Source organism: Streptomyces sp. NPDC048600, assembly GCF_055587025.1.
In genome coordinates, this window is the sequence record NZ_JBVJGZ010000033.1 from 1 (window position 1) to 21056 (window position 21056).

A 21056-nucleotide genomic window follows, 5' to 3' on the forward strand; every position below is an offset into this window, starting at 1 on the left:
CCCCCCCCCCCCCCCCCCCCCCCCCCCCCCCCCCCCCCCCCCCCCCCCCCCCCCCCCCCCCCCCCCCCCCCCCCCCCCCCCCCCCCCCCCCCCACGTCCGCGCGGGGCGGCCGGTGACAGCCGGAGCCTCAGCCCCGGGTCAGGCCCGTCACCAGTTCGTCCGCCGCGCGGTACGGGTCCAGCTCGCCCGCCACGATCCGCTCGGCGAGGCTGCTCAGCCGACGGTCGCCGTGCAGGTCTCCGATGCGTTCGCGAAGGGCGGTGACCGCGATCGTCTCCACCTCGTGGGAGGCACGGGCGAGGCGGCGCTCGGTGAGCACGCCGTGCTCCTCCATCCAGGCCCGGTGCTTCTCCAGGGCCTCGACCACCTCGTCCACCCCCTCGCCGCGCGAGGCGACTGTCTTCACGATCGGGGGACGCCAGTCGCCCGGGGCCCGGGACTCGCCGAGCCCGAGCATGTGGTTCAGCTCGCGGGCCGTCGAGTCGGCGCCGTCCCGGTCTGCCTTGTTGACCACGTACACGTCGCCGATCTCCAGGATGCCCGCCTTGGCGGCCTGGATGCCGTCGCCCATGCCCGGGGCCAGCAGGACCATGCTGGTGTCGGCCTGGGAGGCGATCTCCACCTCCGACTGGCCCACCCCGACCGTCTCCACGAGCACCACGTCGCAGCCCGCCGCGTCCAGCACCCTGATCGCCTGCGGCGCCGCCCAGGCGAGCCCGCCGAGGTGCCCGCGGGTCGCCATGGAGCGGATGTAGACGCCGGGGTCGGAGGCGTGGTCGGACATCCGCACCCGGTCACCGAGCAGAGCCCCGCCGGAGAACGGCGAGGACGGGTCGACGGCCAGGACGCCGACCCGCCTGCCCTGCCTGCGGTACGCCGTCACCAGGGCCGAGGTCGACGTCGACTTGCCGACGCCCGGGGACCCGGTGAGACCCACGACGTAGGCGTTGCCGGTCAGCGGAGCGAGCGCCGCCATGACCTCCCTGAGCTGCGGGGACGCCCCCTCGACCAGGGAGATCAGCCGGGCCACGGCGCGTGGCCGGCCCTCCCTGGCCTGAGAAACCAGCGTGGCGACGTCCTGCATCACAGCTCCCGTTCTCCTCGTGTCGGGTACGACGGCGGCCGGTCAGGCCTTGGGCACCCGCACGATCAGCGCGTCGCCCTGGCCGCCGCCGCCGCACAGCGCCGCCGCGCCGACACCGCCGCCGCGCCGCTTCAGCTCCAGCGCCAGGTGCAGCACCAGCCGGGCGCCGGACATGCCGATGGGGTGGCCGAGGGCGATGGCACCGCCGTTGACGTTCACCTTGTCCGTGTCCACGCCGAGGTCCTTCATCGACTGCACGGCGACGGCGGCGAACGCCTCGTTGATCTCGATCAGGTCCAGGTCGGACGTCTCCAGGCCCTCCTTCTTCAGGGCGTGCAGGATCGCGTTCGACGGCTGCGACTGCAAAGAGGTGTCCGGGCCGGCCACGTTGCCGTGGGCGCCGATCTCGGCGATCCAGTCCAGACCCAGCTCCTGCGCCTTGGCCTTGCTCATCACGACCACGGCGGCGGCGCCGTCGGAGATCTGCGAGGCGGTGCCGGCGGTGATCGTGCCGTCCTTGGTGAAGGCCGGGCGCAGCTTGCCGAGCGACTCCGCGGTGGTCTCGGCGCGGATGCCCTCGTCCTTGCTGAAGACGACCGGCTCGCCCCTGCGCTGCGGGATCTCGATCGGCGTGATCTCCGCCTCGAAGACGCCGTTCTTCTGGGCGGCGGCGGCGCGCTGGTGCGACAGGGCGGCGATCTCGTCCTGCGCGGCGCGGCCGATACCGAGGCGGGTGTTGTGCTTCTCGGTGGACTCGCCCATCGGGATGTTCTCCCACGGGTCGGTCAGGCCGTCGTAGGCCATGGCGTCGAGCATCTCGACGGCGCCGTACTTGAAGCCGTCGCGGGACTTCGGCAGCAGGTGGGGGGCGTTGGTCATGGACTCCTGGCCGCCCGCGACCACGATGTCGAACTCGCCCGCGCGGATGAGCTGGTCGGCCAGCGCGATGGCGTCGAGGCCGGACAGGCACACCTTGTTGATGGTGAGCGCCGGGACGTTCATCGGGATGCCGGCCTTGACGGCGGCCTGGCGTGCCGGGATCTGCCCCGCCCCGGCCTGGAGCACCTGGCCCATGATCACGTACTGCACCTGGTCACCGCCGATGCCCGCGCGGTCCAGGGCCGCCTTGATCGCGAAGCCGCCCAGGTCGGCTCCGGAGAAGGTCTTCAGGGAGCCGAGCAGGCGGCCCATGGGCGTACGGGCGCCGGCGACGATGACCGAGGTGGCGCTGTTCGTTCCAGACATGAGGTGCGATCCCCTTTCAGCTGCACAAGCTGAGGAGTGAACGAGGGTTTACTCGAATGTACTGAGCCGGTGCTCCGCGCGTCATCGGGCCGTCGGTGTGATCGCGCGCACGTTGCGTAACCACCTTCGGAGCGCTCCACTGAATCCATGCTGACGCGAATCGACCACATCGGGATCGCCTGTTTCGACCTCGACAAGACCGTCGAGTTCTACCGGTCCACCTACGGCTTCGAGGTGTTCCACTCCGAGGTCAACGAGGAGCAGGGCGTGCGCGAGGCCATGCTCAAGATCAACGATACGTCCGACGGCGGAGCCTCGTACCTCCAGCTGCTGGAGCCCACCCGCGAGGACTCCACAGTCGCAAAGTGGCTCGCCAAGAACGGCGAGGGAGTCCACCACATCGCCTTCGGCACCGCGGACGTCGACGGGGACGCCGCCGACATCCGCGGCAAGGGTGTGCGGGTGCTCTACGACGAGCCCCGTATCGGCTCCATGGGGTCCCGGATCACCTTTCTCCACCCCAAGGACTGCGGCGGTGTTCTCACGGAACTGGTCACTTCGGCGGCCGTTGAGTCACCTGAGCACTGACCCTCGTACATATGGGCCGGTAGGGTTGGGTGCGGTCGCCCGGCTCCCGGGCGTCCACGTCCTGTCGTCGGAGACGGCGCCAGGACCGCCGGGGTCCGGGTTTCGGGGGACGAGCGCCGGGCAGCAGCCCATGCTCCGTTCGTTGATCTGACACCATTCCCCGGGGGCCCCGTTCGGCGGATGGGCGGGGCTCGTTTGGAGAGACTTGCGACCAGGGGACGGATGGGACCGCGCAGTGCGGGGCTACGAGAGCCAGGAGCGAGAGCCGGCGGCTGACGTCGACCACCTCTCTCGGTTCGAGGCCGAGATGAAGCGGCTGAAGACCGAGCGGGAAAAGGCGATCCAGCACGCCGAGGACCTCGGCTACCAGGTCGAGGTGCTGCGCGCCAAGCTGCACGAGGCGCGCCGCACCCTGATGACCAGGCCCGCCTACGACGGTGCGGACATCGGCTATCAGGCCGAGCAGCTGCTGCGCAACGCGCAGGTGCAGGCCGACCAGCTGCGCTCGGACGCCGAGCGCGAGCTGAGCCAGGCGCGGGCGCAGACCCAGCGCATCCTCCAGGAGCACGCCGAGCAGGCGGCCCGGCTCCAGGCCGAGCTGCACCAGGAGGCGGTGACCCGGCGCCAGCAGCTCGACCAGGAGCTGGCCGAGCGCCGCCAGACGGTCGAGGCGCACGTCAACGAGAACGTGGCCTGGGCCGAGCAGCTGCGTGCCCGCAGCGAGGGGCAGGCCCGGCGGCTGCTGGACGAGTCCCGCGCGGAGGCCGAGAAGGCCCTCGCGGCGGCCCGCACGGAGGCCGAGCGGCTGACCGGCGAGGCCGGCCGGCGGCTCCAGGCCGAGGCCGAGGCGGGGCGCTCGGAGGCCGAGCAGATCCTGCGCCGGGCCCGTACGGACGCCGAGCGGCTGCTGAACGCGGCTTCCACCCAGGCCCAGGAGGCCACCGACCACGCCGAGCAGCTGCGTTCGTCGACGGCGACGGAGTCGGACTCGGCCCGTCGGCAGTCCGCCGAGCTGAGCCGGGCCGCCGAGCAGCGGATGAGCGAGGCCGAGGAGGCGCTGCGCAAGGCGCAGACCGAGGCCGAGAAGCTGCTCACCGAGGCCAAGGAGTCCGCCGCCAAGGCGCTGGCCGGCGCCGAGGCCGCCAACGAGACCCGCACCCGCACCGCGAAGGAGCAGGTCGCCCGGCTGGTCAGCGAGGCCACCAAGGAGGCCGACACCACCCGGGAGGAGGCCGAGCAGCAGCTCGCCGACGCCCGCGCGGAGGCCGAGAAGATCGTCGCGGAGGCCTCCGAGAAGGCCCGCACGCTCACCGCCGAGGAGAGCGCGACCCAGCTGTCGAAGGCGGCCAGGACCGCCGAGGACGTGCTGAACAAGGCCTCGGAGGAGGCCAAGCAGACCACCCGCGCCGCCGCCGAGGAGGCCGAGCGCATCCGCCGTGAGGCCGAGGCGGAGGCGGACCGGCTGCGCGCCGAGGCGCACGGCATCGCCGAGCAGCTCAAGGGCGCGGCGAAGGACGACACCCAGGAGTACCGCGCCAAGACCGTCGAGCTCCAGGAGGAGGCGCGTCGGCTGCGCGGCGAGGCCGAGAACCTGCGCTCGGAGGCGGTCGGCGAGGGCGAGAAGATCCGCGCGGAGGCCCGCCGTGAGGCGGTCGCGCAGATCGAGGAGGCGGCCCGGTCCGCCGAGGAGCTGCTGTCGAAGGCGAAGGCCGACGCCGACGAGCTGCGCCGGATCGCGACCGCGGACAGCGAGAAGGTCCGCACCGAGGCGATCGAGCGGGCGACGAGCCTGCGCCGGCAGGCCGAGGAGACCCTGGAGCGCACCCGCGGGGAGGCCGACCGCCACCGCGAGGAGGTCGTGGAGCAGGCCGACGGCATCCGCGCGGACGCCGAGCGGGCCGCGCAGGAGCTGCGCGAGGAGACCGAGCGGGCGGTCGCGGCCCGGCAGGCGGAGGCCGCCGAGGACCTGACCCGCCAGCACACCGAGGCCGAGCAGCGTCTGGTCTCCGCCGAGCAGGCCCTCGGCGAAGCCCGGGAGGAATCCGAGCGCATCCGCCGCGAGGCCGCCGAGGAGACCGACCGGCTGCGGGCCGAGGCCGCCGAGCGCATCCGTACGCTCCAGCAGCAGGCCGAGACGGAGGCGGAGCGGCTGCGTGACGAGGCCGCCGCCGACGCGTCCGCCTCCCGCGCCGAGGGCGAGGCCGTGGCCGTACGGCTGCGCACGGAGGCCGCGACCGAGGCGGAGCGGATGCGGCAGGAGGCGCGGGACGGCGCCGACCGTATGCGCGCGGAGGCGCAGGCCGCCGCCGAGCGGCTGGGCACCGAGGCGTCGGAGACGCTGGCCGCCGCTCAGGAGGAGGCCGTCCGGCGCCGCCGTGAGGCGGAGGAGCTGCTGGGTTCGGCCCGGCAGGAGGCCGACCAGGAGCGCGAGCGGGCCCGCGAGCAGAGCGAGGAGCTGCTGGCGAGCGCGCGCAACCGCGTGGAGGAGGCCCAGACCGAGGCGACCCGTCTGGTCGAGGAGGCCGACCGGCGCTCGACCGAGATGGTGTCGGCCGCCGAGCAGCACGCCCAGCAGGTGCGGGAGTCGGTGACGGGCCTGCACGAGCAGGCGCAGGAGGAGATCACCGGGCTGCGTTCGGCCGCCGAGCACGCGGCGGACCGTACCCGCCGGGAGGCCGAGGAGGAGGCGGACCGGGTCCGTTCCGACGCCTACGCCGAGCGGGAGCGGGCCGGCGAGGACGCGAGCCGGGTGCGCCGCGAGGCGTCCGAGGAGGCGGCGGCCGCCAAGGCGCTCGCCGAGCGGACGATGGCGGACGCGATGGCCGAGTCCGAGCGGGTGCGCTCGGACGCCTCCGAGCACGCCCAGCGGGTGCGCACGGAGGCCTCGGACACCATCGCGCAGGCCGACCAGGACGCGGCGCGCACCCGGGCGGACGCCCGCGAGGACGCCAACCGCATCCGCTCGGACGCGGCGACGCAGGCGGACACCCTCATCACCGAGGCCCGCAGCGAGGCGGAGCGGCTCACCACCGAGACGGTCGCGGAGACCGACCGGGTGCGTGCCGAGGCGCAGTCGGCCGCCGAGCAGCTGGTCTCGGAGGCGACCGGTGAGGCGGAGCGGCTGCGTGCCGGGGCCGCGGAGACGGTCGGTTCGGCGCAGCAGCACGCCGACCGGCTGCGCGCGGAGGCCGAGCGGCTGCGCGAGGACGCGGCCCGCGAGGCGGAGCGGCTCACCACGGCCGCGCGCCAGGAGGCCGAGCACATCCTGGACGAGGCGCGCCAGGACGCCAACAAGCGGCGTTCGGAGGCGGCCGAGCAGGTCGACACGCTGATCACGGAGACCGCGGCGGAGGCCGACAAGCTGCTGAACGAGGCGCAGCAGCAGGCGCTGAAGACGACCGCGGACGCCGAGTCGCAGGCCGACACGATGGTGGGCGCGGCGCGCAAGGAGGCGGACCGGATCGTCTCCGAGGCGACGATCGAGGGCAACTCCCGGGTGGAGCGTTCCCGTACGGACGCCGACGAGCTGCTGGTCGGCGCGCGCCGGGACGCGACGGCCATAAGGGAGCGCGCGGAGGAGCTGCGCGACCGCATCACGTCCGAGATCGAGGATCTGCACGAGCGGGCCCGCCGGGAGGCCGCGGAGACGATGAAGTCGACCGGCGACCGCTGTGACGCGCTGATCACGGCCGCCGAGGAGCAGCTGGAGAAGGCCAAGGCGAAGGCCAAGGACCTGATGTCGGAGGCGAGCTCCGAGGCGAGCAAGGTGCGTATCGCGGCGGTCCGCAAGGCCGAGGGTCTGCTGAAGGAGGCCGAGCAGAAGAAGGCCTCGCTGATCAAGGAGGCCGAGGAGCTGCGGGCCGAGGCGATCCGTGAGGCGCGGGCGACGGTCGAGGAGGGCAAGCGGGAGCTGGAGGTCCTGGTGCGCCGGCGCGAGGACATCCAGGCCGAGATCTCCCGGGTCCAGGACGTGCTGGAGGCGCTGGAGTCCTTCGAGGCGCCGTCCGCGGGCAAGGACGGGGGCGTCAAGGCGGGCGCGACGGTCGGGGCACCCCGTTCGGGTGCAAAGCCGTCGGACGGCTAGCCAGGCGGATGCGTTCCGGGGTGTTCTGGGGGCTTTGCCCCCAGACGTTCCCGGAGCTTTGCCCATGACTTGGCAAGCGATCCGGGGGTCAGCCACCCAAAAGGGGTGTCATTCTCCAGATCAAACACGCATCCGCTCGATGACACACCGTTCCGACCCCTAGGATTCCACCTATCACCTCACCGGTCTCATTCGACAGGAATCCCATGAGCGACACTTCCCCCTACGGCTTCGAGCTTGTGCGGCGTGGGTACGACCGCGCTCAGGTGGACGAACGTATCTCCAAGCTCGTCTCCGACCGTGACAGCGCTCTCTCCCGCATCACCGCTCTGGAAAAGCGCATCGAGGAGCTCCACCTCGAGACGCAGAACGCCCAGGCCCAGGTAACCGACGCCGAGCCGTCGTACGCCGGTCTCGGCGCGCGGGTCGAGAAGATCCTGCGCCTGGCCGAGGAAGAGGCCAAGGACCTGCGCGAGGAGGCCCGCCGCGCGGCCGAGCAGCACCGCGAGCTTGCCGAGTCGGCCGCCCAGCAGGTGCGCAACGACGCCGAGTCGTTCGCGGCCGAGCGCAAGTCCAAGGCCGAGGACGAGGGCGTCCGGATCGTCGAGAAGGCCCAGGGCGAGGCCGTCCAGCTGCGCTCCGAGGCGCAGAAGGACGCGCAGTCCAAGCGCGAGGAGGCCGACGCGCTCTTCGAGGAGACCCGCGCCAAGGCCGCGCAGGCCGCCGCCGACTTCGAGACGAACCTGGCCAAGCGCCGCGAGCAGTCGGAGCGCGACCTGGCCTCGCGTCAGGCGAAGGCCGAGAAGCGCCTCGCGGAGATCGAGCACCGTGCCGAGCAGCTGCGCCTGGAGGCGGAGAAGCTGCGCACGGACGCCGAGCGCCGCGCCCGCCAGACGGTGGAGACCGCCCAGCGCCAGGCCGAGGACATCGTGGCCGACGCCAACGCCAAGGCCGACCGTATCCGTTCGGAATCCGAGCGCGAGCTGGCCGCCCTGACCAACCGCCGCGACTCGATCAACGCGCAGCTGACGAACGTCCGCGAGATGCTCGCCACGCTGACCGGTGCCGCGGTGGCCGCCGCCGGCTCCCCGGCCGAGGACGAGCCGATCTCCCGCGGTGTCCCGGCGCAGCAGTCCCGGTAACCCTCCGGCAGCCCTTCGCCGAACAGCTGACGAGCCCTCTGTCACTCCGGTGGCAGAGGGCTTTGTCCCGTTCTAGCGTGGCCGCATGATCGAGCTCGAGGGTCTGACCAAGCGGTACGGAGAGAAGGTGGCGGTCAACAACCTCACCTTCACGGTCCGTCCGGGCATCGTCACGGGCTTCCTCGGCCCGAACGGCGCCGGGAAGTCCACGACCATGCGCATGATGCTCGGGCTCGACCGGCCGACGGCCGGGGACGTGCGCATCGACGGCAGGCACTACAACCAGCTGACCGACCCGCTCAAGTACATCGGCGCCCTCCTCGACGCCAAGGCCGTGCACGGCGGCCGCAGCGCCTTCAACCATCTGCTGTGCCTGGCGCAGAGCAACGGCATCCATCGCGGCCGCGTGCACGAGGTGCTGGACACGGTGGGCCTGACCGCCGTCGCCCGCAAGAAGGCCAAGGGGTTCTCGCTCGGCATGGGGCAGCGCCTCGGCATCGCGGCCGCGCTGCTCGGCGACCCGCGGATCCTGATGTTCGACGAGCCGGTCAACGGGCTCGACCCCGAGGGCATCCACTGGATCCGCAATCTGATGAAGGCGCTGGCCGCGGAGGGCCGTACGGTCTTCGTCTCCTCGCACCTGATGAGCGAGATGGCGCTGACCGCCGACCACCTCGTCGTCATCGGACAGGGCCGGCTGCTCGCGGACACCTCCATGGCCGACTTCATCGCCCGCAACTCACGGACCTTCGTCCGGGTGCGCTCCCCGCAGCGCGAGCGGCTGCTCGACGTGCTGCACCGGGCCGGGATCACGGTGGTGGAGACGGGCAGCGGGGTGCTGGAGGTCGACGGCGGCAAGTCCGAGCGGATCGGTGAGCTGGCCGCGCAGAACCAGGTCGTGCTGCACGAGCTGAGCCCTCAGCAGGCCTCCCTGGAGGAGGCCTTCATGGCGCTGACGGCCGAGTCCGTCGAGTACCACGCGCACACCGACAGGCCTCCCGCGCAGGCGCCGCCGCCGGAGCGGCGGCCGCAGTGGGGCGAGAGCTGGAAGGAGGGCTGAGCATGGCGGCCACACAGGTCATCCGGTCGGAGTGGACCAAGATCCGCTCGGTGGCGTCCACGGTGTGGACGCTCTCCCTCTCCGTGGTGGTCACGATCGCGCTCGGCATGCTGATCTCGGCGCTGTCGAAGAGCGAGTTCGACAATCTGGACGCCCGTGAGCAGCTCGACTTCGACCCGACCTTCATCAGCTTCGCCGGGATGAGCCTCGGGCAGCTCGCGATGATCGTGTTCGGGGTGCTGGTGGTGTCCAACGAGTACAGCACCGGCATGATCCGGGTCTCGCTGTCCGCCGTGCCGCAGCGGGCGACCTTCCTGTTCAGCAAGGTGGCCGTGGCCGCCGTGCTGGCGCTGGCGGTCGGCATGGCGACCAGCTTCGCCACGTTCTTCCTCGGCCAGTCGATGCTGGGTTCGCTGAAGGCGTCGATCGGCGACTCGGGCGTGCTGCGGGCGGTCATCGGCGGCGGCCTCTACATGGCGCTGATCGCGATGTTCTCCATGGGGGTGGCCGCGATGCTGCGCTCCCCCATGCTCTCGCTCGGCATCCTGATGCCGTTCTTCTTCCTGATCTCCAACATCCTCGGCAACGTCGGCGCCACGAAGAAGATCGGCCGCTACCTCCCCGACCAGGCGGGCAGCCGGATCATGCAGGTGGTCCGCCCGGTCGACGACGACACGCCGTACGGACCCTGGGGCGGGCTCGGGATCATGGCGCTGTGGGTGGCCGCGGCCCTGATCGGCGGTTATGTGCTGCTGAAGCGGCGGGACGCGTGAGTCACACTCGAAAGGGTGCTCGTTTTTACCTCCTCTTGGAGGGAACCGTCAGCGCCTCGATATCCTCCTAACCCTTACGGGGGCGTGTGCCCCGCTGTCCTGAACCTCTCGATGGGTGCGGAGCATGATCGAGGCAGTCGGCCTGACGAAGCGCTACGGCGACAAGACCGCTGTGTACAACCTTTCCTTCCAGGTGCGGCCCGGGGCCGTCACCGGCTTCCTCGGGCCGAACGGCTCGGGCAAGTCGACCACGATGAGGATGATCCTCGGGCTGGACAACCCCACCTCGGGGCAGGTGACGATCGGCGGCTACCCGTACCGCAAGCTGCCGAACGCGCCGCGCCAGGTCGGCGCGCTGCTCGACGCCAAGGCCGTCCACGGCGGCCGCTCGGCCCGCAGCCATCTGCTCAGCCTCGCCCAGCTGTCCGGCATCCCGGCCCGCCGCGTCGACGAGGTGCTCGGTGTCGTCGGCCTCCAGGACGTCGCCCGCAAGCGCTCCAAGGGCTTCTCGCTCGGCATGGGCCAGCGTCTCGGCATCGCCGCCGCGCTGCTCGGCGACCCCCAGGTGCTGCTCTTCGACGAGCCGGTCAACGGCCTCGACCCCGAGGGCATCCTCTGGGTGCGCAACCTGATGAAGGCGCTGGCCGCGGAGGGCCGTACGGTCTTCGTCTCCTCGCACCTGATGAGCGAGATGGCGCTGACCGCCGACCACCTCATCGTGATCGGCCGCGGCCAGTTGCTCGCCGACATGGGCGTCAAGGACTTCATCGCGGCGAACTCCGCGGGCTTCGCGCGGGTGCGCACCCCGGACACCGAGCCGCAGCTGCGCGAGAAGCTGGGCTCCGCGCTGACCGAGGCGGGCGCGCACGTGCTGCCCGAGCAGGACGGCGCCCTGCGGGTCACCGGGCTGCCCCTGCCCCGCATCAGCGACATCGCGCACGACGCCGACGTACGGCTGTGGGAGCTGTCGCCGCACCAGGCCTCGCTGGAGGAGGCGTACATGCGGATGACGCAGGGCGCGGTGGACTACCGCTCCACCATCGACCAGAAGGCCGGCCTCCAGCAGCCCCTGCCGCCCGGCGCCCAGCCGCCCATGCCGGTGCCCGGCCAGGGCCAGCCCGGCTGGTACGCCCCGCCGCCGCCCCAGCAGGGCGGTGCGCCCTTCGCCGCGCCGCAGGGCGCGAACCCGTACCTCCAGGCGGCCCCGGGCGCGGCTCAGCCCGGCTTCGGCCAGCCGGTGCCGGGTGCGCCGGCGCCGCAGCCGTTCGCCGCGCCGCAGGCACCGGCCGCCGCTCCTCAGCCGCCCGCGTCCGCCCCCTCCGCCGCCCCGAACAAGCCCGAGGACGTCCGATGAGCACGCCCCAGCACCCGATGCCGCAGGCCGCGCCCGAGTGGCAGGCGCCGGCCGGTCCGCCGCACGCCGCGTACAGCTCGCCGATCCCCGTGGTGCGCACGCACCTCGGCCACGCCCTCGCCTCGGAGTGGACGAAGATCAAGTCGATCCGCTCCACGATGTGGACGCTGGGCGTCTTCCTCCTGCTGGTCGTCGGCATCGGCCTGCTGACCGGCCTGGTGGTGGCGTCCAACTCCGAGGACGCGGGCCTCGGTGACGAGAACCCGCTCGGCCTCGGCTTCTTCGGGCTGCTGCTCGGCAACATGTGCCTGATCACGCTGGGCGTGCTCACCACGGCCTCCGAGTACGGCACCGGCATGATCCGCACGACCATGACCGCCTGCCCCACCCGGGGCCGGGTCCTCGCGGCGAAGTCGCTGGTGTTCTTCGTGCTGGCGTTCGTGGTGACGCTGGTGGCCTCGGGCTTCGTCGCCCTGGTCCAGGTCGGCCTGGTCAGCGACGCGCGTGAGCCCACCGGCGCGGAGTGGTTCAAGGGAACCGTCGGCGTCTCGCTCTACCTGGCCCTGCTCGGCCTGCTGTCACTGCTGATCGGCTCGGTCATCCGGCACTCGGCGGGCGCCATCACGATCATGATCGCGGCGGTGCTCGCGCCGCTGGTGATCGCGCTGTTCATGTTCTCGTCCTCGCTGGAGGACGTGCGCCAGGCGCTGTTCGAGTACTCGATCCCGAACCAGCTGAGCGTCTTCTACTCCAACTCCCTCACCGAGACCGGCCCGTCGGGCTGGGACCCGCTGTGGATCATGCTGGTCGCGGTCGGCGTGGCCTTCGCGGGCGCCTACGCCCTGCTGGAGCGGCGGGACGTGTAACCCCGCCCGCCCTTCCCGCACTCGGACCGCCCGGGCCGTGCGGGAGACGTGACCTGCTAGAACCTGGGCGCGTTACGGGACCGCTGCACCGGCGTGGTGCGGCGGTCCCGCGCGTTCCAGCACGCCTTGTGCCAGTGCCGGCGGTCGTCCACGCCCGCGTGCGCGGGCCAGGCCACCACGTGCGGGACGCCGGAGGGGATCATCTGGTCGCAGCCGGGGCAGCGGTAGGTCTTGCCCTGCACGCTCGCGCCCGCCACGTGCCGCACCGTCCAGTCCTCGCCCTGCCAGTCCTCCGAGGACTCCCAGCCGCCGTAGCGGCCCGGCCGGTCGTCCTCGGCATTGCGGCCGGACGAGGATTCGCCACCCTTGGGTCGGTTGCGACGCGGGGACACAGAACACCTCACGGGGCTATACAGGAATCACGGTCCGTGTCCAGCGTACGCGGCATCAGGGAGGGCACCCGGCGGTCCGTGGGGCTCGCCCGTCCCCACCGGGACGGCCCATTCGGCAGACAATCCGCAAATTCATCCGTCAGGCCGTGTCCTCGGCACGTGTCGGACGGTTATGCCGGGTGGGGGAGCTCCGTGTCGGAGCCAAGGAAGCAGGAAGTTGCGATGCGCGTAGGAAGTTTCGTGCTGGCGGCCCAGTTCCCGGGACAGGGCCAGGGGGAGGCACTGCACCGGGCGGTGCGCACTGCGGAGGTCACGGAGGAGGCCGGGCTGGACGCGGTCTGGCTGGCGGAGCACCACTTCGTGCCGTACGGCACCTGCCCGTCCGCGGTCACGCTGGCCGCGCTGCTGCTGGGCCGCACCCACCGGATCCGGGTGGGCACCGCGGTGTCCGTCCTGCCCACCACCCACCCCGTGACGCTCGGCGAGCAGGCCGCGCTGCTGCACCTGACGAGCGGCGGCCGCTTCTCGCTGGGCGTGGGCCGGGGCGGGCCGTGGGTGGACCTGGAGGTGTTCGGCACCGGCCTGGACGCGTACGAGAAGGGGTTCCCGGAATCACTCGATCTGCTGGTGCGCTGGCTGCGCGAGGCGCGGGTGTCGGCGGCCGGGGAGCGCTTCGCGTTCCGTGAAGTCCCGGTCGTGCCAAGGCCGTCGGAGTCCCTGACGGACGCCGCCGGTCCGGAGACGCTGGTCGCCTGCACCTCCCCCGCGTCCGTCCGGCTGGCAGCCGAGCGCGGGCTGCCGATGCTGCTGGGCATGCACATCGGGGACGAGGAGAAGGCCGAGATGACCGCGCAGTGGCGCCTGCACGCCCGCGCGGCCGGCCGCCCCGCCGAGGAGATCCGGGACCCGGGCCATGTGTCCGCCGGGGTCTGCCAGATCGCCGACCGGCGTACGGACGCGGCCGAGGTGCTGCTGAAGGCGATGCCGGGCTGGCTCAGGCAGGGGCTCGACGCGCATGTCACGGTCGACGGCCGCGAACGCCGGATGCGCGATCCCCTGGCGTACACCGAACTGCTCTGCGGGCTGCACCCGGTGGGCACCCCGCGGCTCTGCGCGGACCGGCTCGCCGCGACGGCGGAGCGCACCGGGGTCTCCCGCTTCGCCCTGCTCGTCGAGGGCTCGGGCGACCTCGCGGCCACGGAGGAGAACGTACGGCGGCTCGGCGCGGAGGTCCTGCCACAGCTGCGCTGAACCGCCGTGTCCCACGGGCTGCTTGCCGCCCCGGCCGAACTGCACCTCCCCCCGTACGGAGCGGCAAGCGAGTCGTTCAACGCCTCAGCAGTCCCGCAGCTCCGGGGACTGGTTCAGCAACTGACTGCGGACCGAGGTGAAGCGGGCCAGCGTCTGGTCGACGGAGGTGTCCATCGGGAACACCGCCACCCGGTGGCAGTTCTGGAAGGCCAGTCGCACCCCGAAGTGCCGTTGCAGCGCACCGCGTATGGCGTCACTCGCCAGCGCACGCAACAGCTGACCGCGTGCCTGCTCGTCCGGCGGGGGCGTCTGGTTGTCGGCGAACTGGCCGCCGTCCACCTTCAGCTGGGCCACCAGGGAGCTGATCATCTCCCATGCGTAGGGCAGGGAGGTCCGGACGCAGTCGACGAAGGCTGCTTCGTCGACCTCGCCTCGCTCGGCCTGTTCGAGTAGGGCCGGTGAGACGTCGAGCGACATGGGTTCTCCTCTCGCACCCCCGCGACGCAGGGGTTGCCGGACAGAAAAGGAAGGTCGCGAATTCCGACACGCTGCGTACACACATCGCAACCTCCCGTTTAATACGGTAGGCAACAGACGGTGACGGCACCAGGAGAATGCGCACATAGGGAACCCCGGGCCCGCGCACAATCGGCCACTACCGAACAGGACCGTTCTGGATCAAAAGGGGCGGCACCCTGAGCGACGGCTGGGGGCGGTGGTGGGCGACGGACGGGCGAATCGCGTCCACCCCCGGCCGTCGAGTAGCGTTGCGGACCATGCGTCTCGTCATTGCCCGGTGTTCCGTCGACTACGCCGGCCGGCTCACCGCTCACCTGCCCTCGGCGCCCCGTCTGATCCTGGTCAAGGCGGACGGGAGCGTCTCGATCCACGCCGACGACCGGGCCTACAAGCCCCTCAACTGGATGTCGCCGCCGTGCACTCTGAAGGAGGGCACGGGCGACGAGGAGGGCGTGTGGACCGTCGTCAACAAGGCGGGCGAGAAACTGATCATCACGATGGAGGAAGTCCTCCACGACTCCTCCCACGAACTGGGCGTGGACCCCGGCCTGATCAAGGACGGCGTGGAAGCGCACCTCCAGGAACTGCTCGCCGACCGCATCGAGACGCTGGGCGACGGCTACACGCTGATCCGGCGCGAGTACATGACGGCGATCGGACCGGTCGACATCCTGTGCCGTGACGCCGAGGGGCAGACCGTCGCGGTCGAGATCAAGCGCCGGGGCGAGATCGACGGCGTCGAGCAACTGACCCGCTATCTGGAGCTGTTGAACCGCGACCCGCATCTCGCGCCGGTCCGTGGTGTCTTCGCCGCCCAGGAGATCAAGCCCCAGGCCCGCGTCCTCGCCACCGACCGCGGCATCGGCTGCCAGGTCCTGGACTACGACGCGATGCGCGGCATCGAGGACGACAAGCTGCGGCTGTTCTGATCCGGCCGCCTTCGCGCGTACGGCACCGCACCGCGCTCAGGGCCGGGTTCCCCACGGGGAGCCCGGCCCTGACGCGTACCGCTGTGGGTCAGAGGATGTCGGCCGGGCCCGCGCTCTCCCGGCCCGTCTCCGAGGTGCTGGCCGAGGCCGTCGCCGAGCCGCTCGCCGAGTTGCTCGTGGTCGGCGAGCCCGAGGGCGACCCGCTCGGGGTTCCCGAGGGTGTGCCGCTCGGCGTCCCGGACGGTGTCGCCGACGGGGACGAGGGCCTCGTCGGTGAGGTGGAGGGACGGCTCGTCGGCTTCTTGGTCGGCGACTGCGTGGGCGAGGCGGACGGCCGGGGCGTCCCGCCGCCGGTGCCGCTCGGGGTGGGCACGGGAGCGTTCTGCACGGGAACCGTGGCCGGGTCGTCCGGGGTGCCCTCGGGGCTGGGGCCGGTCGGGCGGCTGGTGGCGGTGCCGGTGTCGCCGCCGGTCTCGGGGGCCTCGTCGGAGCCCAGGCTGTCCTCGCCCTGGTCCTGGCTGACCGAGGGGTTCACCCCCACCCGGTCCGAGGGGTCGGCGTCGTGGCCGGACGTGGCGCCCAGGGTCACCACCGTGCCCAGCACCGCGACGAGCAGCGCGCCCGCGCCCGTCGCCGCCAGGTTGCGCCGGGCCAGCCCGAGCAGCCCGCCCCGGGCGGCGCGGGGCGGGGCGGAGCTCTCCGGGTCCCGCCGCGTCGCCGGCCCGGAGGTGTCGTCGTCGGAGCGCCGCAGCGAGGGGAACGGCATGAGCGCCGGCGCGGCACCGGCCGCGCCCGCCGCCTCGTCCTTGCGGGTCTCGGGCAGTTCGGCCAGGAGGGCGAGCGGCAGGCCCAGCCCCGGGGTCGTGCCGGAGCGGTCGTCCACCAGGGCGAGCGCCCTGCGGCCGGCGACCGTGCCGCGCTTGTCGGCGAGGGCGCCGCGCAGGCCGATGGACGCCTCCAGTTCGGCGCGGGCGCGGTCGAGCTGTCCGCCGCACAGCGCGAGGACGCCGAGCTCGTGGTGGAAGTAGGCCTGTTCGGACACGGCACCGGCCAGCCGGGCGGCCTCGGCGCCGCCCCGCAGCGCCCGCTCCCAGGCGCTCCAGTCGAGGCCCGTGGCGAACGCGGGCGCCGCCGCGCGGGCCAGCTGTACGGCCGGGCTCTCCTCGTCCTCGGGCGGCACGGTGGTCACCGGCACCAGCGCGGTGAGCGCGCTGAGCACGGCGTCGGCCTCGGCGCACACGCGCTCGGGGGTGACCGAGGGGTGCCCGGCCCACCAGGCGTAGTGCTGGGCGGCGGCCAGGGCGCGGGTGTCGGCCTCGTCGCCGTATCCGGCGGACTCCAGCTGGGTCAGCACACCGGCGGCGAGCCGGTAGCGGGCGCCGACCGGGGTGACCAGGGCGCAGCCGAGGAGTTCGCCGAGGGCGGCGTCGGCGTGGGTGTCGCCCACCAGGGCGGGCAGATGCGCCTGGTGCGGGACCTCGCCGCCGAGGGCGACGGCGAAGCGCAGGGCGGCGCGGGCGGAGGAGCTGAGCCGGGAGGCGAGGAGAGCGGCGGGCGCGGCTCCCTCGGCGAGGGAGGGCAGGGGCACCTCGTCGGCGGGCTCGTCGGCGGGGGCCGGGGTGTCCTCCACGGGGACGTCGGGCTCGAAGACGCCGTACTCGTCGAGGGCGTCGGCCCCGGCGCGCAGCCGGTCGCGCTGCCGCAGCAGGGCGCCGGCCTGGACGAACCTGAGGGGCAGGCCCTCGGACTCGAACCACAGGTCGCCGGCCCAGTTGGCCTCGTCCTCGGAGAGCGTGCGGCCGACGGCGGACTCCAGCAGCTTCAGTCCGCCCGCGCGGTCGAGGCCGTCGAGAAGGACCTCGTCGAAGTCGGCCTCGACGGAGGGCGCGGGCACGTCGGGCGTGGCGGCGACCAGGAAGGCGCACTCGGGGGTGGCGTCCAGCAGCGCGTCGAGGGCGGCGCCGCCGAACTCCAGGTCGTCCACGACGACGACGGCGCCGATCTCGCCGACGCGGTCGAGCAGTTCGTCGCCTTCCGGGCGGTGCTCGGGCGCGCGGTGGACGGCGTGGAAGAGGTCGTGCAGCAGGTCGTCGGCGGTGCGGTGGAAGCCGCTGAGGCGGACCACGCCGTCGGGGGCGAGGTCGGCGCTGTCGCGGGCGACGAGGTCGAGCAGGCGGGTGCGGCCGGATCCGGAGGCGCCGGTCAGCCGTATGGAGCGGCCCCGGGCGAGGAGCCGTACGAGGCGCTCGTGCTCGTCCTGGCGGCCCAGCAGCGGCACTTCGGGGCGGGCCGGGCCGGCCGGGACCGGCGGTGCGGCGGCGCGGGCGGTCTCGGCGCGCTCGTCGGCGTCGAGCTTCTCGGGGCGGGCGGGGCGCCGGGCGGGCGGGCAGACCTCGATCTCGCTGCCGTCGACAGGGTTGACGGTGAGCAGGAACTCGCCGGAGACGAGTTCGGTCATGCGGGCCTGAGGGGGCGTGTGCTGGCCGAGTTCGGGCGCGATGGCGTCCCTGGGCGGGCGCTGGCGCGGCGGCTGGGCCGTGCCGCCCTCGAAGGCGTTCGGGCGGGAGGCACGTCCGTCGTCGTGGCCGTGGTCCTCGGGTCCCCGGGTGGTCGGGTCCATAGGTTCAAGCCCCCCAAAAGCGTGGTGTGGCGGTAGCCCCTCCCGGCCTTGCTGCACGCTGCGCTGTCGCTTCTGGTCCGGTACCCGCCGATGGGTTTCAGGCGGCGGGCAGACGAACCGTAAACCTTCGATCCGGTTCTACGACAGCCCGGGGTGCCGGCCCGTCCGAGACGTCATGGTCTCGTGATGATTGGGCGCGTCGGGCGATTCGACGCCTCGCGTCCGGTCCTGGTCACCGCCCGTATCGGGGGTCACACCCGGGGCAGCGACTCCACCCCGAGGCCGCCCTCGATGGCCAGAATCCGGTGCAGCCGGGTGGCCACGAGCAGGCGCTGCATCTGCGGCGGCACGTCGCGCAGCACCAGGCGGCGGCCGCAGCGGCCGGCGCGCCGGTGGGCGCCCATGATCACGCCGAGCCCGGTGGCGTCCCAGGAGTCCAGCTCCGACAGGTCGAGGACCAGGTCCCCGGCTCCGTCGTCGACGGCCGAGTGCAGGACCGTACGGGCGTCCGCGGCACTGCGAACGTCGAGGCGGCCCCCGACGACCACCTCGGCGTGGTCGCCCCTGATGTACATAAGTGCTCCTGTGCGTGCGTCTCGTGCTCCGCGATGCGATGAGTGTGGTGCCGTGCTGTACGAGCTACGGTTGCAACCTCTGACGGTGTTGAGGCGTCAGAGGTTGCCGTCCGTAAGCGAACCGATACCGAATTCACCCCTTGGTGTGACACCTGTGGGGCGTGTGCGGTTCTCAGTGCTTGTAGAAGCCCTGCCCGCTCTTGCGGCCGATGTCACCGGCGTCCACCATCCGGCGCATCAGCTCCGGCGGGGCGAACTTCTCGTCCTGGGTCTCGGTGTAGATGTTGCCGGTGGCGTGCAGCAGGATGTCGACGCCGGTGAGGTCCGCGGTGGCCAGCGGGCCCATGGCGTGGCCGAAGCCCAGCTTGCAGGCCAGGTCGATGTCCTCGGCGGTGGCGACGCCCGACTCGTAGAGCTTGGTGGCCTCCACCACGAGGGCGGAGATCAGCCGGGTGGTCACGAAGCCGGCCACGTCACGGTTGACGACGATGCAGGTCTTGCCGACGTTCTCGGCGAACTCCCGCGCGGTGGCGAGCGCCTCGTCGCTGGTCTTGTAGCCGCGCACCAGCTCGACGAGCTGCATCATCGGCACCGGCGAGAAGAAGTGCACGCCGACGACGCGCTCGGGGCGCTCGGTGACGGCCGCGATCTTGGTGATCGGGATGGCGGAGGTGTTGGAGGCGAGCACGGCCTCCGGGCGCACGATCTTGTCGAGCGCGCGGAAGATCTCGTGCTTGACCTCGAGCTTCTCGAAGACGGCCTCGACCACGATGTCGGCGTCAGCCGCCGCGTCCAGGTCGGTCGTCGAGGTGATCCGCCCGAGCGCCGCCTCGGCGTCGGCGGCGTCCAGCTTGCCCTTGCTCACGAACTTGTCGTACGACGCCTTGATGCCGTCCGTACCGCGCTTCAGCGCCTCGTCGGTGACATCGCGCAGGACGACGTCCCAACCCGCCTGCGCGGAGACCTGAGCGATGCCGGAACCCATGAGACCGGCCCCGATGACGGCAAGCTTCCGTGCCACTCCGACTCCCTTGTATGCATACACGCTGTTTACGTTTGCTCTCGGGCGGACACTAGCGGGCGTGAGCCGCTGTGTGACCGGTAAGTAACGCGCGTCACGTCTCATCTGACGGACATCACACCGGTGGGCGGCAGAAGGCGTAACTACCCTGATCCCATGGTCAATCTGACGCGCATCTACACCAGGACCGGCGACCGCGGCACCACCGCCCTCGGGGACATGAGCCGGGTCGCCAAGACCGATCTGAGGATCTCGGCGTACGCCGACACCAATGAGGCCAACGCGGTCATCGGGACGGCCGTCGCGCTGGGCGGTCTGGAGGAGGAGGTCGTCGCGGTCCTCACCCGGGTGCAGAACGACCTGTTCGACGTGGGTGCGGATCTGTCGACGCCCGTGGTGGAGAACCCGGAGTACCCGCCGCTGAGGGTCGAGCAGTTCTACATCGACAAGCTGGAGGCCGACTGCGACCGCTTCAACGAGCGGCTGGAGAAGCTGAGGTCGTTCATCCTGCCGGGCGGCACCCCGGGCGCGGCCCTGCTGCACCAGGCCTGCACGGTCGTACGGCGGGCCGAGCGTTCGACCTGGGCCGCGCTGGAGGTGCACGAGGAGGTCATGAACCCGCTCACGGCGACCTACCTCAACCGGCTCTCGGATCTGCTGTTCATCCTCGCGCGCACCGCGAACAAGGAGGTCGGGGACGTGCTGTGGGTGCCCGGCGGCGAGCGCTAGACGCTGGGCGCCGGGCCGGGCGCCAGGTGCTGGGCGCTGGGCCGGGCGGTTCTTCGGGTGCGGCGCCGTGGGGGCCGGGCGCGCAGTTCCCCGCGCCCCTGAGGCGGCGGTGGAGCTGCTGGGCGCGGCGGAGCCGCGTATCGGCACAGCCCCGCCGCCCCTAGAAGCGGCGGTCGGAGCCGGCGTGGTCCTGGACGGGTGAGGTCTTCTCGCGTTTCGGGAAGAGCGTGTAGCTCGTGGCGATGACCAGGTTGATGCCGATCACCCAGAGCATGCGCTGCTGCCAGGAGCGCAGCGAACTGGTGTCCCCGTCGCCTCCGACGTACCAGGCGGCGGCCTGGAGGAGGGCGAGGGCGACGACGGCCGCGAGGGTCCAGCGGCCGGCCACCCGCCACTCGTGGACCGCGCGGGCGGTGCCGTACTTCGGCGGCCGGGGCGGCGGAGGTCCGTCGGCGAAACGGTGGGCGAAGCGGGCGTCGGCCCACTTGACGGTGGCGTGGCCGAGACCGACCGTGAAGCCGATGTATACGGCGGCCAGGCCGTGCTTCCAGTCGGGCTCGGCGCCGTTCTTGAGGTCGACGGCGGTGACGGCGAGCAGCAGGATCTCCAGCAGCGGCTCGCACAGCAGCAGGGCCAGCCCGAGGCGCGGCATCCTCACCACGTAGCGCAGGGTCAGTCCCCCGGCCAGCAGCACCCAGAAGGCCACTTCACAGGCGACGATCAGTCCGACGATCACGGCTCGCTCCTCTCGGTCACCCTTCCAGGCTCCCGGCGGTCCGCGCGCCGCGCGTCGTCGGCGGAGAGGAACCCGCGCTACATCGAA

At 72.4% G+C, this 21056-nt stretch carries 18 protein-coding genes; 10 read left to right on the plus strand and 8 right to left on the minus strand.

Annotation, left to right across the window (positions count from 1 at the left end; genetic code table 11):
• Window positions 1-128: 128 nt before the first annotated feature.
• Window positions 129-1085, minus strand: a complete 957-nt coding sequence (gene meaB, locus ACZ6SQ_RS32740) for a methylmalonyl Co-A mutase-associated GTPase MeaB (protein ID WP_469568658.1) — start codon at window positions 1083-1085, stop codon at window positions 129-131.
• Window positions 1086-1127: 42 nt separating this feature from the next.
• Complete coding sequence (locus tag ACZ6SQ_RS32745; RefSeq protein ID WP_386380997.1) at window positions 1128-2330, minus strand: acetyl-CoA C-acetyltransferase; 1203 nt, start codon at window positions 2328-2330, stop codon at window positions 1128-1130.
• Between the two features lie 147 nt (window positions 2331-2477).
• On the opposite strand from ACZ6SQ_RS32745, the gene mce reads away from it, so the two are divergent.
• From mce to ACZ6SQ_RS32780, 7 genes are all read left to right on the plus strand, one after another.
• Window positions 2478-2918, plus strand: a complete 441-nt coding sequence (gene mce / locus ACZ6SQ_RS32750; RefSeq protein ID WP_386380996.1) for a methylmalonyl-CoA epimerase — start codon at window positions 2478-2480, stop codon at window positions 2916-2918.
• 235 nt (window positions 2919-3153) lie between these two features.
• On the plus strand, window positions 3154-7002 hold the full coding sequence (gene scy, locus ACZ6SQ_RS32755) for a polarized growth protein Scy (protein ID WP_469568531.1): 3849 nt from the start codon (window positions 3154-3156) through the stop codon (window positions 7000-7002).
• Window positions 7003-7208: 206 nt separating this feature from the next.
• Entirely contained in the window at window positions 7209-8144 is a 936-nt protein-coding gene (locus ACZ6SQ_RS32760; RefSeq protein WP_386380994.1) for a coiled-coil domain-containing protein, read from the plus strand.
• Between the two features lie 85 nt (window positions 8145-8229).
• A complete protein-coding gene (locus ACZ6SQ_RS32765) occupies window positions 8230-9204 on the plus strand; it encodes an ABC transporter ATP-binding protein (RefSeq protein WP_469568533.1) in 975 nt (324 codons plus the stop codon).
• A gap of 2 nt (window positions 9205-9206) precedes the next feature.
• On the plus strand, window positions 9207-9977 hold the full coding sequence (locus ACZ6SQ_RS32770) for an ABC transporter permease (RefSeq protein WP_469568536.1): 771 nt from the start codon (window positions 9207-9209) through the stop codon (window positions 9975-9977).
• 124 nt (window positions 9978-10101) lie between these two features.
• Window positions 10102-11331, plus strand: coding sequence for an ABC transporter ATP-binding protein (locus ACZ6SQ_RS32775; protein ID WP_469568538.1), 1230 nt, complete (start codon window positions 10102-10104; stop codon window positions 11329-11331).
• Entirely contained in the window at window positions 11328-12197 is an 870-nt protein-coding gene (locus ACZ6SQ_RS32780; RefSeq protein WP_386380990.1) for an ABC transporter permease, read from the plus strand. The genes ACZ6SQ_RS32775 and ACZ6SQ_RS32780 overlap by 4 nt, the downstream gene beginning before the upstream one ends.
• A gap of 56 nt (window positions 12198-12253) precedes the next feature.
• On the opposite strand, the gene ACZ6SQ_RS32785 is transcribed toward ACZ6SQ_RS32780, so the two are convergent.
• Window positions 12254-12589, minus strand: coding sequence for an ATP/GTP-binding protein (locus ACZ6SQ_RS32785; RefSeq protein WP_469568541.1), 336 nt, complete (start codon window positions 12587-12589; stop codon window positions 12254-12256).
• 222 nt (window positions 12590-12811) lie between these two features.
• Between ACZ6SQ_RS32785 and ACZ6SQ_RS32790 the strand changes: the two genes are divergently transcribed.
• A complete protein-coding gene (locus tag ACZ6SQ_RS32790) occupies window positions 12812-13840 on the plus strand; it encodes an LLM class flavin-dependent oxidoreductase (RefSeq protein ID WP_469568543.1) in 1029 nt (342 codons plus the stop codon).
• Between the two features lie 84 nt (window positions 13841-13924).
• Here the strand turns inward: ACZ6SQ_RS32790 and ACZ6SQ_RS32795 are convergent, their stop codons facing one another.
• Window positions 13925-14317, minus strand: coding sequence for an SCO5389 family protein (locus ACZ6SQ_RS32795; protein ID WP_386380987.1), 393 nt, complete (start codon window positions 14315-14317; stop codon window positions 13925-13927).
• A gap of 299 nt (window positions 14318-14616) precedes the next feature.
• Between ACZ6SQ_RS32795 and nucS the strand changes: the two genes are divergently transcribed.
• Window positions 14617-15288: an endonuclease NucS gene (gene nucS / locus ACZ6SQ_RS32800; RefSeq protein ID WP_469568546.1), complete on the plus strand. Its 672-nt coding sequence runs from the start codon at window positions 14617-14619 to the stop codon at window positions 15286-15288.
• A gap of 88 nt (window positions 15289-15376) precedes the next feature.
• Here the strand turns inward: nucS and ACZ6SQ_RS32805 are convergent, their stop codons facing one another.
• The 3 genes from ACZ6SQ_RS32805 to ACZ6SQ_RS32815 all read right to left on the minus strand — a co-directional run bounded on the left by ACZ6SQ_RS32805 (window position 15377) and on the right by ACZ6SQ_RS32815 (window position 19504).
• Window positions 15377-17908 (minus strand): ATP-binding protein, encoded by a 2532-nt coding sequence (locus ACZ6SQ_RS32805; RefSeq protein WP_469568548.1) that lies wholly within the window; start codon window positions 17906-17908, stop codon window positions 15377-15379.
• A 251-nt stretch (window positions 17909-18159) separates the two neighbouring features.
• Window positions 18160-18483: an STAS domain-containing protein gene (locus tag ACZ6SQ_RS32810; protein WP_386380984.1), complete on the minus strand. Its 324-nt coding sequence runs from the start codon at window positions 18481-18483 to the stop codon at window positions 18160-18162.
• Window positions 18484-18655: 172 nt separating this feature from the next.
• A complete protein-coding gene (locus ACZ6SQ_RS32815; RefSeq protein WP_469568550.1) occupies window positions 18656-19504 on the minus strand; it encodes a 3-hydroxyacyl-CoA dehydrogenase family protein in 849 nt (282 codons plus the stop codon).
• 156 nt (window positions 19505-19660) lie between these two features.
• Here ACZ6SQ_RS32815 and ACZ6SQ_RS32820 point away from each other — a divergent pair, with 156 nt between their 5' ends.
• Entirely contained in the window at window positions 19661-20233 is a 573-nt protein-coding gene (locus ACZ6SQ_RS32820; RefSeq protein WP_469568552.1) for a cob(I)yrinic acid a,c-diamide adenosyltransferase, read from the plus strand.
• A 160-nt stretch (window positions 20234-20393) separates the two neighbouring features.
• On the opposite strand, the gene ACZ6SQ_RS32825 is transcribed toward ACZ6SQ_RS32820, so the two are convergent.
• Entirely contained in the window at window positions 20394-20969 is a 576-nt protein-coding gene (locus ACZ6SQ_RS32825) for a hypothetical protein (protein ID WP_469568555.1), read from the minus strand.
• Window positions 20970-21056 lie beyond the last annotated feature (87 nt).

What these genes read in the sequence shown, in the direction of transcription:
- meaB (WP_469568658.1), bottom strand. Translation starts at nt 1,085, where the DNA reads ATGCAGGACGTCGCCACGCTGGTTTCTCAGGCCAGGGAGGGCCGGCCA.
- ACZ6SQ_RS32745 (WP_386380997.1), bottom strand. Translation starts at nt 2,330, where the DNA reads ATGTCTGGAACGAACAGCGCCACCTCGGTCATCGTCGCCGGCGCCCGT.
- mce (WP_386380996.1), top strand. Translation starts at nt 2,478, where the DNA reads ATGCTGACGCGAATCGACCACATCGGGATCGCCTGTTTCGACCTCGAC.
- ACZ6SQ_RS32760 (WP_386380994.1), top strand. Translation starts at nt 7,209, where the DNA reads ATGAGCGACACTTCCCCCTACGGCTTCGAGCTTGTGCGGCGTGGGTAC.
- ACZ6SQ_RS32765 (WP_469568533.1), top strand. Translation starts at nt 8,230, where the DNA reads ATGATCGAGCTCGAGGGTCTGACCAAGCGGTACGGAGAGAAGGTGGCG.
- ACZ6SQ_RS32770 (WP_469568536.1), top strand. Translation starts at nt 9,207, where the DNA reads ATGGCGGCCACACAGGTCATCCGGTCGGAGTGGACCAAGATCCGCTCG.
- ACZ6SQ_RS32775 (WP_469568538.1), top strand. Translation starts at nt 10,102, where the DNA reads ATGATCGAGGCAGTCGGCCTGACGAAGCGCTACGGCGACAAGACCGCT.
- ACZ6SQ_RS32780 (WP_386380990.1), top strand. Translation starts at nt 11,328, where the DNA reads ATGAGCACGCCCCAGCACCCGATGCCGCAGGCCGCGCCCGAGTGGCAG.
- ACZ6SQ_RS32790 (WP_469568543.1), top strand. Translation starts at nt 12,812, where the DNA reads ATGCGCGTAGGAAGTTTCGTGCTGGCGGCCCAGTTCCCGGGACAGGGC.
- ACZ6SQ_RS32795 (WP_386380987.1), bottom strand. Translation starts at nt 14,317, where the DNA reads ATGTCGCTCGACGTCTCACCGGCCCTACTCGAACAGGCCGAGCGAGGC.
- nucS (WP_469568546.1), top strand. Translation starts at nt 14,617, where the DNA reads ATGCGTCTCGTCATTGCCCGGTGTTCCGTCGACTACGCCGGCCGGCTC.
- ACZ6SQ_RS32805 (WP_469568548.1), bottom strand. Translation starts at nt 17,908, where the DNA reads ATGGACCCGACCACCCGGGGACCCGAGGACCACGGCCACGACGACGGA.
- ACZ6SQ_RS32810 (WP_386380984.1), bottom strand. Translation starts at nt 18,483, where the DNA reads ATGTACATCAGGGGCGACCACGCCGAGGTGGTCGTCGGGGGCCGCCTC.
- ACZ6SQ_RS32820 (WP_469568552.1), top strand. Translation starts at nt 19,661, where the DNA reads ATGGTCAATCTGACGCGCATCTACACCAGGACCGGCGACCGCGGCACC.